Here is a 13,435-nt window from a genome sequence, read left to right as displayed (position 1 = left end):
GGTGGTTGGAAGAACTCGCTCTTTGGTGATAAGCACATTTACGGCGAGGAGGGTGTGGCGTTCTACACCCGCGGCAAGGTCGTTACCTCCCGCTGGCCCGAGCCCACCCATGCCTCGGGTGCCTCCTACAACTTCCCCTCCAACTAACACCCCAACCCCCACCCAACCCAACCCAACCCCTAATCGCCACCCAACTAGGTGGCAGCTGATGCACTCAAAACGCCGAATGAGTGCGTTATCTGTTACCTAGTTGCCGGAGAGTGAAGGAATGCCAGATGAGCGATATTGAGAACAAACTAATCATCGGCACCGCGCCGGATTCTTGGGGAGTCTGGTTTGCCCAGGACCCGAAACAGACTCCGTGGCAGCGCTTCCTGGACGAGGCGGCCGAATCCGGTTACAAGTGGATCGAGTTGGGCCCCTACGGTTACCTGCCCACCGACCCGGTGCGCCTGGCCGACGAGTTGAAGGCACGTGGCCTGCGGGCCTCCGCGGGTACGGTCTTCACAGCCTTCCATCGGGGCGTGGAGCAATGGGACCTAGCCTGGGAGCCCGCCCGGCAGGTGGCGGAACTCACGGCGGCCATGGGCGGCGAGCACATCGTCGTTATACCCGCAATGTGGCGCGACGACGTAACGGGAGAGGCAGTGGAAAGCGGCACTTTGGACGACCGGCAGTGGAGCGATCTGTTCACCGGTCACAACCGGCTTGGCAAGGTGCTGGCCACGGAGTTCGGGCTGAAGCAGCAGTTCCATCCGCATGCGGACTCGCATGTGGGCGGGCAGTCGGACATTGAGCATCTGCTGGCCGAAACAGACCCGGAGTTGCTGAACTTGTGCCTGGACACCGGGCATGCCCAGTACTGTGGGGCCGACAGTCTGGAGCTGATCCGGAAGTACCCGGAACGGATCGGCTACCTGCACCTCAAGCAGATCAACCCGGAGGTCCTGGCCATGGTCAATGCGGACAACATGACCTGGGCCGCCGCCAACCTTGCCGGCGTCATGAGCGAGCCTCCCGGTGGTCTGCCGGACCTGAGTGCCGTTATCGAGGCGGTCGAAGCCCTCAACAAGCCGATCTTCGGAATTGTGGAGCAGGACATGTACCCGGTGAAATTCGACGTACCAATGCCGATTGCCCAGCGGACCCGCGAGTACCTGCTGTCCTGCGGCTCACGGACAACAGTGAGTTAGCCGGGCGGCATAACCTCCACCCCGGTTCAGGAACCGCTGGCGCCTCTGAGTAAGTCCCTTCATCCAGAAAGCAGAAGTAATGTCTGAAACCTTGCGTGTAGCAGTTATCGGTGCCGGCCGGATGGGCGCGGACCATATCAAGCGCCTGAGCACCCGGATTCACGGCGCCGAGGTGGCAGCCGTCGTCGACGTCGACATGCAGCGTGCCCAGGCCGCCATCGCCGGTATCCCAGGGGCAGTGGCATTGTCCGACGCCCGTGAGGCTCTCGATAACGGGGACGTGAACGCCGTCCTGATCGCCACCCCAGGCTTCCTGCACGAGGACATCCTGCTGGCCGCCATCGCCAAGGATATCCCCGTCCTCTGCGAGAAGCCGCTCACTACCGATGCCGCCTCATCTTGGCGAATCGTCCAGGCGGAAGCAGAACTGGGCCGCAAGCGGGTCCAAGTTGGGTTCATGCGCCGGTTCGACGCCGATTACGCTGCGCTGGGGGAGATCATCCGCGGGGAGAGTCTGGGCGGAATGTTGATGTTGCATTGCGTGCACCGCAACCCGGACACCCCGCCCGGCTTTACGAATGAAATGCTCATCACCGACTCAGTGGTGCACGAATTCGATATCATCAGGTTCCTGGTCGGTGCGGAGATCACCTCCGTCCAAGTGCGGCTCGGAAAGGCCACCAAGAATGCTTCGAACGGCCAGCACGACCCGCAGCACGTGCTCATCGAAACTGAATCCGGCGTCCTGGCCGACGTCGAAATCTTTGTCAACGCGCAGTTCGGCTACGAGGTAGCCACCCAGGCGGTCTTCGAACAGGGCGTGGTTAACATCGGCGGTGACAACGGACCCTATGTCCGCACGGCAGGGCGCTGGGGCGGGACAATTCCCCCCGGCTTCGAGGAGCGTTTCGAAGCCGCCTACGATGTCGAAGTCCAGGCCTGGGTGGATGCCGCCGCTCAGGGCAACCTTGGCGGCCCCTCCGCCTGGGACGGATACGCCACGGCGGCCTGCTGCGAAGCGGGAGTTAAGGCACAGAAGAATGGTGACAAGGTGGCCGTGGCGCTCAACCCGAAACCGTTCCTTTACAGCTGAACTGCCGACCAGTCACCGCTTGCCTGACACGGGCTGCAGTCCATAAAGAACGGTGCAGGCTCAGCCTAGCCACCGAAGGGCAGCCGCGGATCCGGTTCCTGACCCTCCCAGCTCTGCCGCACCCAGCCGTGGTGCGGGTCATCGCTGATCAGCCACTCGCGGACCGGACCGGGACCGGCCATCACATTGAGGTAGTAGAGATCGTAACCCGGTGCCGCCATCGCCGGGCCATGCCAGCCGTAGGGGACCAGCACGACGTCGCCGGTGCGGACCTCGGCGGCGACGTCGATGGGACGCCAATCCGAAGCGTAAACTCGTTGGAAGCCGATCGCGTCGGCGTCGTCAGGGGCGCTGGATCCGGCCGCCACCGCAGTCTCGAAGTAGTAGATCTCCTCGAGCGATGTCTCGCCGTCCTTCTCCTCATCGTGCTTGTGCGGAGGGTACGAGGACCAGTTGCCGGCCGGGGTGAGGACCTCGCAGACAATGAACCGGTCCGCCTCCAGAACCGCCGGAGTTCCGAAATTGTGCACCTGGCGGGAGCAGTTTCCGGCGCCGCGAAGTTCAACTGGGGTTTCCGCCGCTGTGATTAGCCGGGTCGGATAGGAATTGCGGGCCGGTGCCGTCGCAATGGCGATGCGGCCGCCGTCGTCGGAGGTGATTTCCACCGTACTGTCGATACCGGAGTACAGCACGTCGGTGGGGCCGCTGAACACGGAGGGACGGCCCGCTAACGGGTACCGCGCCCCGTTCACCGTGACGGTGCAGGACCCGCTCAGCGGTATCACGATCCGCTCTTCGGCGGCAGCGGGAAGCTGAACCGAGGCGCCCGCTGGCAGCGTGGCCACCTTGAGCCCAGTGTGCACCCAGCCCGCCAACTTCGAGATGGAATCCGCTGTGCCAAGGGAGATGTCCCAGTCTCCTTCGGCCGCCGTGCCAAGCGGATATACCCAGTCTGCCATCTGATCCCGTCCTTTTTCGCGGCGCCGCTTTCTCAGCGTTGAACCAGCGTCATTTCAAAACTGTAGGAGTCTGCCCGATAGGCATGGTGGCCAGTCTCCACCAACCGACCGGTGTCATCCACCGCGGTGCGTTCCATGGTGACGAGGGCAGATCCCACTCCGGTGTCCAGCAGTGGGGCCTGGTAGTCGTTGGCGATCATGGCCCCGATGCGCTGTGATGCCAGTCGGAAGTTGACGCCGCCGGCGCGAAGAATGCCGTACAGCCCCTGGCTGCGGAGCGCGCCTTCGTCGATCGCGGTGATGTCGTCGCGCACCCAGTTTTCCATCAGGGCAAGCGGCTTTCCGGCGACCTTCCGAAGCCGGGTGAAGTGGTAGACCTCGGTGCCCGGGGGAAGCTGAAGGGCTTTTCGAGTGGCTTCGTCCGCCTCGATATGGGAAAAGCTCAGGACCTCAGTGGTGGGTTTGCTGCCGCTTCGGCTCAAATCGTCGAACAGACTGGACAGCTCCAGCGGCCGCCGGACCTGGCTGGAGACCACTTGGGTGCCTACGCCGCGCTTGCGTACCAGCAGTCCGGCGCGGACGAGTTCATCCATGGCTTTGCGCATGGTCGGGCGGGAGAGGTTGAGCTGGGCGGCCAGATCGATCTCGTTGTCCAGCCGACTTCCGGGTTCGAGTATTCCGCTGTGGATCGCGGCCTCGATGCCCTGCACTATCTGGTGATACAGCGGTACGGGGGAGGAGCGGTCGATGCTTAGATTGAGCCGGATCCCCACAGGGCACTCCCTTGTCCTGAACGGGCAGTTGAGATGTGCCAGCCGTCCGCTTATCGAGACGCTATGTTCGCTTGATAGGACATACATCCTTTGCAGTTGATCATAACAGGCCGCCGCCATCGGTCAATGGGTGGATTGTTAGGGACAGTTAAGGCCCAACGCCTTGCCGGGGCAGCGCAACAGCGCGGTGGGTGGCTCGGTCCCGTTCCGCTGTCCGTGCCCGGTGCACCGTAAGCTGGCGGAATGAGCAGCCCCTACCTGATTTCGCGCCAGCGCGTGATTGCCGCCCCGCCCCAACGGATCTTCGAGCTGCTGGCCTCCCCGGCCATGCACGGGGTCATCGACGGCTCCGGCACGGTGCGCCGGGCGCAGCCCAACGGCCCCGAGCGGCTGAGCTTGGGCGCAAAGTTTGGCATGGAGATGAAAATCGGAGTGGGCTATAAAACCGTGTGTCCGAAGCGCCCCTGCTGAGATGAACACGCCTGCAGCACCGAAGCCGCGCAGTGTGGAGATCGAGGACCTGGCCCGTTTCGATGAACTGGTGGCTGCCGGCGCATCCGCCATGGCTGGCTGGCACCTGCAGTCCCTTGACCTGCGTGGGCGCGATGCATCGCTGCGGGAGCTGGCCGCCGAGGGCTCGGTTTTCCTCGGCTGTGACTTCGACCCCGGTTTGGAGGAAGACCTCCGCAGCCGGGGTGCCCTGATCTTCCCGCACCTGCCGGGCATCCCCTTCAACGCCTACCGCGGCCACCTGTACACCGGCGCTGAATTGTATGCCGGCGTGGAGGGCTCCACCTACGAACAGACGCCGGATGCCCGGATTTACCAGTGGAGCCTGCAGTCGCCCACCGGGCGCAGCCTCGACGCCACCCTGGCCACCGCTATGCACGATCATGCCATCGGCGACGCCCTGGACGCAGCGCTCAAGTACGGCGACCTGTCCGGACGCAGGATGGTCGGCGTGATGGGTGGGCACGCCCTCCCGCGCGGCAGCCGCGAATACGCAAACGCCGCTCACCTTGGCCAGCTGCTGGCCCGCCGCGGATTCCTGGTGGCCACCGGCGGTGGTCCAGGCGCCATGGAGGCGGCGAATCTGGGTGCCTATCTCGCCGCGCACGACGACGGCGCTGTCGCGGGCGCGCTCGCGGAGTTGGCGGCGGTTCCCGGTTTCCGACCGTCCATCTCGGCCTGGGCGCGGGCCGCCACCGCCGTCGTCGACCGATATCCCAATGGAACGGCAAGCCTGGGCATCCCCACCTGGTTCTACGGTCATGAGCCACCCAACGTTTTCGCCACGCACATCGCCAAGTACTTTGCCAACTCGATTCGGGAGGCGGTTCTGCTGGCCCGCTGCGACGGCGGCATCATCTTCCTGCCCGGAGCCGCCGGAACGGTCCAGGAAATCTTCCAGGACGCCTGCGAGAATTATTACGCGGCGCCGGAAGCCGTCGCGCCGATCATCCTGGTGGGGCTGCGGCATTGGCAGCAGGATCTGCCGGTCTGGGACCTGCTGCAGCGCCTCGCCGCCGGCCGTGCCATGGCGGAGCACATCCACTGTGTCGAAACCGTGGAGGAAGCAGTGGAGGTGCTTGCCGGTGGCCGCGTGGCGAACGGTTGACGGCTTGGCCGCCGGGGCGTACCTTCGCAGGCATGGCCACTCATGTTGACTACTTCGAAGTCGGCTCACCCGACCCGGAAGTAAGCAAAGCCTTCTACGGACAGCTCTTCGACTGGGAGGTCGGTCCACCATCCCCGGGGGCGTATTCGACGGTGAATGGAACAGCGGGCGGCCTCTGGGATACCTCTGCCGTGGGCGGCGGGAACTGGGCCATCTTTTATGTGCACGTTGACGACGTGGCGGAGGCTGTGCGGAAGGCGGAGAGTCTCGGGGCAACAGTTGCCCTTCCCCTCACCACCAACCCGGCCATCGAGTTCGCCCATCTGATCGACCCGCACGGAAACCGGTTCGGTGTTTGGCGGCCCAGAGATCAGGCCGAAGGTCAGCCATCATAGCGTTCTGCTCGCAGTGCAGGAACACTTCCGCCCAGTCGCCCGGTGACGCGACGTGCGGCCGCGGCGCAGGCTTCGCCCAGTGACTGCAAAGTTTCCGCTGAAACCCGGAACCGTGGTGCGGGAATAAGGACGGAAGCCACGACGTCGCCCCGATGGTCATATACGGGCGCCGCGACGCCAACCTCGTCCATCGATGTCTCGCCGTAGTTGGTCGCGTAACCGCGGGCCTGCACATCGCTGAGCCGATGCAGGTAGGCGGCGAGCCCGTCGTCGTCCATCCCCGGATAGACAATGGTGCCGCTGCGCAGTAAAGACGTGACCCGCTCGGAGTCCTCTGCGGCCAGGAAGATCTGCACCGAGGAGCTCAGGGCATCGTTGTACCGCGTGCCCAACGGCGCCGTGTGCTTGACCTGTTGGGGGCTGGCGATTTGCTCCACGCACATCGATTCGACGCCGTTCCACACCATCAGGGCACTCGTCTCGCCGGTGCGCTCGGTCAGTTCACGCAGCACCGGATAGGCCACGCGGCGTTCGTCCAGGTCTGCCAAGAGCGGCCCGGCCACGGCGATCAGACCCAGGCCCAGCTTGAACCGCCGGGTGTCCGGGTCACGTTCGACCAGGTCTTCACCCTCCAGGGTGGCGAGGATGCGCGAGACCGTGCTCTTGTGCAGCCCGATCCGGGAGGCAATCTCGGTGACGCCAAGCAGGGGTTCGGCTACCGAAAAGGTGCGCAGCACCGCTATCGCGTTGACGACGACGGAGGTGCCTCGGCCCTCGCCGTTGGTGCTTGAGTCATGTGTCTGTGCCGATGTCATGGTGATCTCCATCTTTGCCTATTGCGGAGCGAAATGCGGCGCCACCGATGTGGTGGCGCCGCATTTGCCCAGGCTTGGCCTCTCCCACAGCGATCGGAGCGTCCGGGGAGCGCCGCCCGCCGAGGCGGGGCGTAAGCCGCGGTCCCCTCAAGCTGGCCGCTGAGTGGGCGGTCCTCAAGGCGGGCTGGATACGGACTATTACGCGCCGATGATGTTGTCCTCCGGCCCGAACGGGAACTTGGTGATGTTCTCTGCGCCTGTCTCGCCGACCACCAGAATGTCGTGCTCGCGGTATCCGCCGGCACCCGGCTGGCCATCCAGGACCGTAATCATCGGTTCCATCGACACCACCATGCCCGGCTCCAGAACCGTGTCGATGTCCTCACGCAGTTCCAGCCCGGCCTCGCGGCCGTAGTAGTGGCTGAGCACCCCGAACGAATGCCCGTAACCGAAGGTGCGGTTGGCCAGCAGACCGTGACCGACGTAGATCTCGTTCAGCTCGGCGGCGATGTCCTTACAAACCGCTCCGGGCTTGATCAGCTCCAGACCGCGCCGGTACACCTCGACGTTGATGTTCCACAGCTCCAGCGAGCGGGCATCAGGTTCGCCGTAGAACAGGGTCCGCTCCAGCGCTGTGTAGTAGCCGGAGGTCATCGGAAAGCAGTTCAGCGACAGGATGTCGTGTTCCTGGATCTTGCGGGTGGTGGCCCAGTTGTGGGCGCCGTCGGTGTTGATGCCGGACTGGAACCAGACCCAGGTGTCGCGGATTTCACTGTTCGGGAAGGTGCGTGCAATCTCGTGCACCATAGCTTCGGTGCCGATCAGGGCCACCTCATACTCGCTGATGCCAGCCGTAATCGCATTGCGGATGGCCTCCCCGCCCAGGTCGCCGATCCGGGCGCCGTGCTTGATGACCTCGATCTCCTCCGCGGATTTGATCATCCGCTGGCGCATCGCGTCCTGCGCGACATCCACCAAGGTGGCGGATGCAAAGGCGGCCTGGATCTTGTTCCGGTTGTCCAGCGGCAGCGAGTCATCCTCCACGCCCAAACGCCGCGGGCTGATCCCGCGGCTGCGCAGGGCTTCCTGAATCCCGAAGATGTAGTTGTCCCGGCGCCAGTCGGTGTAGACGATGTTCTCGCCAAAGCTGCGGCGCCACGGCATGCCGGCGTCGATGTTGGCGGAAACCGTCACAGTGTCATCGGCCGTGACCACCATGGCGTAGGAACGGCCAAAGTAGGTGAACAGGAAGTCCGAGTAGTACTTGATGCTGTGGTAGCTGGTCAGGACGACGGCGTCGAGCTCCTTGGCTGCCATGATCCGGCGCAGCCCGGCGAGACGGCGTTCAAACTCGGTGTCGGAGAAGGTCAACTGGACCTTGTCGCCGTTGTGCAGGACCTTAAGGCGCTCCAGTTCGGCGATGCTGCTGGCGCCTGTTGCGGTGTTGGCGGTTGACGTGACGGTCATTGGTTTTCTCCTTGTGGGTTATGGAGTCGGTTAATTGTTGGGAGGAAATCTGTGTTGAGGAAGCAGCTGGGGAGGGCAAGCCAAGATGCCGGGGACCTCCGCTGGCCGGTCCTCTCCAGCGGGCGCGTCAGCGGGCGCGCAGCGGATCCTTGGATGTCTCACGGGCGCAAAGCACCGCGATCAGTGAGATGACGGCTGCAATCATCAGGTACCAGCCCGGTGCCAGCTTGGAATGTGTCATGCCGATCAGCAGTGTGGCCACGAAGGGGGCCGTGCCGCCGAAAAGCGCGTTGGAAAGGTTGAAGCTGACCGCAAATCCGCTGTACCGCACCCGGGTTGGGAAGAGCTCGGCCAAAAAGCTGGGCAGTGTGCCGTCATTGAGCGTCAGCATGCCGCCGAGCAGGATCTGGACCAGCACAATGACCAGGAAATTGCCGGTATCGAGCAGCATGAAGGCCGGCACCGTGAGCAGAATGAAGAGAATGGACGCGGTGAGCAGCACCTTCTTTCGGCCGTACCGGTCCGAGGCCAGCCCGGTCAGGAAGATGAAGCCAATGTACGTCAGCAGCGCAATGGTGGTGGCGAAGAAGGACTCCGTGGCGCCGAATCCCAGCTCGGTGGTCAGGTAAGTGGGCATGTAGCTGAGGATGACGTAGAAGCCGACGGCGTTGAGCAGCACCGCGCCGACCGCCAGCAGCAGCGCCCTCCAGTGGTTGCGGAACAGTGCCGCTACTGGAGCCTTGACCGCCTTGTCCTCGTCGGTGAGGGCGCGGAAGGCCGGCGTGTCCTCCAGCTTGGTCCGGATGTAGCGGCCGATCAGGCCCATCGGGGCGGCCAGCAGGAACGGCAGCCGCCAGCCCCAGCTCTGCATCTGCTCCGGACTCAGCACGATCGACAGGACCGCGGCCAACAGCGAGCCCAACAGCAGTCCGGCTGCGGTGCTCGCGGGGACGACGGCGGCATACAGGCCGCGGCGGTTGGCCGGCGCGTATTCCACCAGGAAGGCTGAGGCGCCGGCGTATTCTCCCGCAGCCGAGAAGCCCTGCACCACGCGGACCACCAGCAGCAGGATCGGCGCCCAGATGCCGATGGTGTTGTAACCGGGGATCAGGGCGATGGCAAAGGTCGCCGCGGACATGATCAGGATGGACAGCGACAGGGCGTTGCGCCGGCCCACCTTGTCCCCAATCTGGCCCCAAACAAAGCCGCCCAGCGGACGAACGAAGAAGGAGATGGCAAAGACGGCAAAGGTCGCCAGCAGGGCGGTCTGCTTGTCCTGGTTGGGAAAGAAGGCGCCGGCAATGGTGGCGGCCAAGTAGCCGTAAACGGCGTAGTCGAACCATTCGACAAAGTTGCCGATGAAGCTGGCGGTTATGACCCGGCGGCGGGTGTCCTTGCTGATCCCGGGCACGTCATTGGGCCGAAGTTGGTCATTGGGCATGGTCTTTTCCGAAGCGGACAGGAGCCCGGCGTTGGGCTCGGTGCCGGGCAAACCGACAGGCTCGGCGAGGAAGGGTGTTTCGTTATTCATCTGAATCCACCAGAAAGGGTATGGGAGTTGCAATGAGTGCAACGCTGTTGCATCAGACTAGATGTGCGGTGCGTCACGAGTCAAGAGAAATCCGAAACTATCTGGCATTCCAGAAAAGAAGTCCGTTGACACTCCCGCAACATCGTTGCGCCTGCCGCTTTCAGAGCACGCTGCGGATGGTCTTCTCGAAACTGGTGACGTGCTCCAGGGCCAGTTGCCCAGCATCGTCGGCGCGCCCGTCAGCGATGGCCTCGAGCAGGTCCTTGTGTTCGGTGATGTGCCCGGCCACGGAGGGCACCTTGTCGAGGACCAGGCACCAGATCCGGGTGGCCAGGTTGTCGTACCGGATCAGCACGTCCTCGAGGTGCGGATTGGCCGCCGCCCGATAGATGAGCCGGTGCACCGTGATGTCATAGCGCATCAGTTCGTGCGGGTCGTACGTGGCCGGGTCGATCGCGGCGATGGCCCCCGCCACCCGGCGCAGTTCGGCACGCAGGGCGGGATTGGCCATTTTGGCGGCCCGCCGGGCAGCGAGGGGTTCCAGGGATTCGCGGATCTCGGAGACATCCGCCAGTTCGGTGATGTCCACGATGGTGGCGAACGTTCCGCGCCGGGGATAGGAGACGACCAGATGGTCACCCTCCAGCCGTTTCAGGGCCTCGCGGACGGGCGTCCGTCCGACGCCGAGTTCGGCAGAGAGTGCGCCTTCGTTGATCGGATCGCCGGGACGGATCTCCAGCATGATCAGCCTGTCGCGCAGCCAGCGGTAGGCCTGCTCGGCCAGGGACAGGTCCGCGCCGTCCGGCAGTTCTTCCGGCTCGCTCGCACTCATCGGTTCTCCCCTCGCCGGGGGTTCCGGCGTTTTTGTTGGATTTCACAGCGCCTGTTGACTAGCTGTGAGGTACAACATACTATGGCGTTAGTTCTAATATATCAGTTAGTGATTAGTTGTAGATCAGACAGAACGGATCCGGACCCGCCGATCGGGTGGCGCCAAGGGCGGCGCCGCAGGATCGGGGACCGCGATGTTCAAAGGAGAGATTGATGATTGATGTACTCACCGCTTCGCTGGCCGGAACGGATCCCGAGGTGGACCGGGCAATAGCCGCGGAGCTGAACCGGCAGCAGTCCACGCTGGAAATGATCGCATCGGAAAACTTTGCCCCCACCGCCGTGATGGAGGCGCAGGGATCCGTGCTGACCAACAAGTACGCGGAAGGGTATCCGGGCAAGCGCTACTATGGCGGCTGCGAGCACGTTGACGTGATCGAACAGCTCGCCATCGACCGGATCAAAGCGCTTTTCGGCGCGGAGGCCGCAAACGTCCAGCCGCATTCCGGCGCGCAGGCCAACGCCGCCGCCATGGTTGCGCTGCTGCAGCCGGGCGACACGATCATGGGCCTGGACCTGGCCCACGGCGGCCACTTGACCCACGGCATGCGGATCAATTTTTCCGGCAAGCTGTACAACGTTGTTCCATACCACGTTCGCCAATCCGACCTGCTGGTGGATATGGCCGAGGTGGAGGCGCTGGCGCTGGAGCACCGTCCCAACTTGATTGTGGCCGGTTGGTCCGCCTATTCCCGGCAACTCGATTTCGCTGAGTTCCGCCGGATCGCCGACCTGGTGGGCGCCTACCTGATGGTGGACATGGCTCACTTCGCGGGCTTGGTGGCCGCGGGGCTGCACCCGAACCCGGTGCCCTATGCCGACGTCGTCACGACCACGACGCATAAGACCCTCGGCGGCCCCCGCGGCGGAGTGATCCTGAGTAAAGCGGGGCTGGCCAAGAAGATTAACAGTGCTGTTTTCCCCGGCCAGCAGGGCGGACCGCTGGAGCATGTGATCGCCGCCAAGGCCGTGTCCTTGAAGATTGCCGGCAGTGCGGCGTTCCGGGAGCGCCAGCAGCGCACCCTCGAGGGTGCCCGGATCCTGGCGGAGCGGCTGATGGCCGACGACGTTGCTGCCGCCGGCATCTCGGTGGTGACCGGCGGCACCGACGTGCACCTGGTGCTGGTGGACCTGCGCCACTCCGAGCTGGACGGTCAGCAGGGCGAGGACAGGCTGCACCGGATCGGCATCACGGTCAACCGCAATGCCGTCCCGTTCGATCTGCGCCCGCCGATGGTCTCCTCTGGCCTGCGGATCGGCACCCCGGCCCTGGCCACGCGCGGATTCGGCGTCGCCGAGTTCACCGAGGTGGCGGACATCATCGCCACCGCGCTTAGGGGCGAGCTGAACGACAACGACGCCGCCACCTTGAGCGCGCGTGTCACCGCCCTGGCGCAGCAGTTCCCCCTCTACCCCAACCTGGGCCGCGACAGCAGCGAAGCAGCGCTGGCGAAAGACCTGATCGGAGCCGGACAGTGACAACAGAACATCTTCCCGAGCACCCGGAATTCCTCTGGCGGAATGCCGAGCCCAAGGCCTCCTACGACGCCGTGATCGTCGGCGGCGGCGGGCACGGACTGGCGACGGCCTACTACCTGGCCAAGAACCATGGCATGACCAACATCGCGATCCTGGAAAAGGGCTGGCTGGCCGGCGGCAACATGGCCCGCAACACCACCATCATCCGCTCCAACTATCTCTGGGATGAAAGCGCCGCCATTTACGAGCACTCCCTCAAACTTTGGGAGATCCTGCCCGAGGAATTGGAGTACGACTTCCTGTTCAGCCAGCGCGGTGTGATGAACCTAGCCCACACGCTGGGCGACGTGCGCGAAAGCGTGCGCCGGGTGGGCGCCAACAAGCTCAACGGCGTCGACGCCGAATGGCTGGACCCGCAGCAGGTCAAAGAACTGTGTCCGATCCTGAACATCAGCGACAACATCCGTTACCCGGTGATGGGTGCCACCTATCAACCGCGCGCCGGCATCGCCAAGCATGACCACGTGGCCTGGGCCTTCGCCCGCAAGTGTGACGAAATGGGCGTGGACATTATCCAGAACTGCGAGGTCACGGGCTTCGTCAAAGACGGCAACAAGGTGGTTGGCGTAAAGACCAGCCTGGGGACCATCAACACCGAAAAGGTGGGACTCTGCGCGGCCGGGCACAGCTCGGTGCTGGCGGAAATGGCCGGCTTCCGGCTGCCGATCCAGTCGCACCCGCTGCAGGCACTGGTTTCCGAACTGCACGAGCCGGTACATCCGACCGTGGTGATGTCCAACCACGTGCACGTCTATGTTTCGCAGGCGCACAAGGGTGAACTGGTGATGGGCGCCGGGGTCGATTCCTACAACGGTTACGGCCAGCGCGGCTCCTTTCACGTCATCGAGCATCAGATGGCCGCCGCCGTTGAACTGTTCCCCATCTTTGCGCGCGCCCATGTGCTGCGCACCTGGGGCGGCATCGTGGACACCACCCTGGACGCCTCGCCCATCGTGGGTGCGACGCCGGTGGAGAACATGTTCGTTAACTGCGGCTGGGGGACCGGTGGCTTCAAGGGCACGCCCGCGGCCGGACTGACCTTTGCGCACACCATCGCCACCGGGGACCCGCACCCGCTGAACAAGCCCTTTGCACTGGAGCGATTCGAGACCGGTGCCTTGATCGACGAACACGGCGCCGCCGCCGTGGCCCACTAGAAGG

Annotated in this window: 13 protein-coding genes; 7 read left to right on the top strand and 6 right to left on the bottom strand. The window is 64.2% G+C overall.

The window, feature by feature from the left end; genetic code table 11:
* Positions 1 to 275: 275 nt before the first annotated feature.
* Together IV498_RS13045 and IV498_RS13040 are read left to right on the top strand one after the other, a co-directional pair.
* Positions 276 to 1,193, top strand: coding sequence for a sugar phosphate isomerase/epimerase family protein (locus IV498_RS13045; protein ID WP_269047233.1), 918 nt, complete (start codon positions 276 to 278; stop codon positions 1,191 to 1,193).
* Positions 1,194 to 1,272: 79 nt separating this feature from the next.
* On the top strand, positions 1,273 to 2,286 hold the full coding sequence (locus IV498_RS13040) for a Gfo/Idh/MocA family protein (protein WP_269047231.1): 1,014 nt from the start codon (positions 1,273 to 1,275) through the stop codon (positions 2,284 to 2,286).
* Positions 2,287 to 2,351: 65 nt separating this feature from the next.
* Here IV498_RS13040 and iolB read toward each other — a convergent pair whose 3' ends face one another.
* Both iolB and IV498_RS13030 read right to left on the bottom strand, forming a co-directional pair.
* On the bottom strand, positions 2,352 to 3,245 hold the full coding sequence (iolB, locus tag IV498_RS13035) for a 5-deoxy-glucuronate isomerase (protein WP_269047229.1): 894 nt from the start codon (positions 3,243 to 3,245) through the stop codon (positions 2,352 to 2,354).
* A gap of 32 nt (positions 3,246 to 3,277) precedes the next feature.
* On the bottom strand, positions 3,278 to 4,012 hold the full coding sequence (locus IV498_RS13030) for a GntR family transcriptional regulator (RefSeq protein ID WP_269047241.1): 735 nt from the start codon (positions 4,010 to 4,012) through the stop codon (positions 3,278 to 3,280).
* Between the two features lie 249 nt (positions 4,013 to 4,261).
* On the opposite strand from IV498_RS13030, the gene IV498_RS13025 reads away from it, so the two are divergent.
* The 3 genes from IV498_RS13025 to IV498_RS13015 are packed head-to-tail and all read left to right on the top strand — an operon-like array spanning position 4,262 to position 6,031.
* A complete protein-coding gene (locus IV498_RS13025; RefSeq protein ID WP_269047228.1) occupies positions 4,262 to 4,489 on the top strand; it encodes a hypothetical protein in 228 nt (75 codons plus the stop codon).
* 1 nt (position 4,490) lies between these two features.
* Complete coding sequence (locus tag IV498_RS13020) at positions 4,491 to 5,636, top strand: LOG family protein (RefSeq protein WP_269047227.1); 1,146 nt, start codon at positions 4,491 to 4,493, stop codon at positions 5,634 to 5,636.
* 32 nt (positions 5,637 to 5,668) lie between these two features.
* Positions 5,669 to 6,031, top strand: coding sequence for a VOC family protein (locus IV498_RS13015; protein ID WP_269047225.1), 363 nt, complete (start codon positions 5,669 to 5,671; stop codon positions 6,029 to 6,031).
* Here IV498_RS13015 and IV498_RS13010 read toward each other — a convergent pair.
* From IV498_RS13010 to IV498_RS12995, 4 genes are all read right to left on the bottom strand, one after another.
* Entirely contained in the window at positions 6,019 to 6,846 is an 828-nt protein-coding gene (locus tag IV498_RS13010) for an IclR family transcriptional regulator (protein ID WP_269047223.1), read from the bottom strand. The genes IV498_RS13015 and IV498_RS13010 overlap by 13 nt on opposite strands.
* A 198-nt stretch (positions 6,847 to 7,044) precedes the next feature.
* Positions 7,045 to 8,313 (bottom strand): M24 family metallopeptidase, encoded by a 1,269-nt coding sequence (locus IV498_RS13005; RefSeq protein ID WP_269047222.1) that lies wholly within the window; start codon positions 8,311 to 8,313, stop codon positions 7,045 to 7,047.
* 127 nt (positions 8,314 to 8,440) lie between these two features.
* A complete protein-coding gene (locus tag IV498_RS13000; protein WP_269047239.1) occupies positions 8,441 to 9,754 on the bottom strand; it encodes an MFS transporter in 1,314 nt (437 codons plus the stop codon).
* Between the two features lie 250 nt (positions 9,755 to 10,004).
* On the bottom strand, positions 10,005 to 10,676 hold the full coding sequence (locus IV498_RS12995) for a GntR family transcriptional regulator (RefSeq protein ID WP_269047220.1): 672 nt from the start codon (positions 10,674 to 10,676) through the stop codon (positions 10,005 to 10,007).
* A gap of 212 nt (positions 10,677 to 10,888) precedes the next feature.
* Here IV498_RS12995 and glyA point away from each other — a divergent pair, with 212 nt between their 5' ends.
* Both glyA and IV498_RS12985 read left to right on the top strand, forming a co-directional pair.
* Complete coding sequence (gene glyA, locus IV498_RS12990) at positions 10,889 to 12,214, top strand: serine hydroxymethyltransferase (protein WP_269047218.1); 1,326 nt, start codon at positions 10,889 to 10,891, stop codon at positions 12,212 to 12,214.
* Positions 12,211 to 13,431: a sarcosine oxidase subunit beta family protein gene (locus tag IV498_RS12985; RefSeq protein WP_269047217.1), complete on the top strand. Its 1,221-nt coding sequence runs from the start codon at positions 12,211 to 12,213 to the stop codon at positions 13,429 to 13,431. Before glyA ends, IV498_RS12985 begins: the two co-directional genes overlap by 4 nt.
* The last annotated feature ends 4 nt before the right edge of the window (positions 13,432 to 13,435 follow it).

Source organism: Paenarthrobacter sp. Z7-10, from assembly GCF_026932795.1.
Lineage (GTDB): Bacteria > Actinomycetota > Actinomycetes > Actinomycetales > Micrococcaceae > Arthrobacter_M.
Note: the sequence above shows the minus strand (reverse complement) of the source record. Positions and strands in the feature narration are given on the sequence as shown.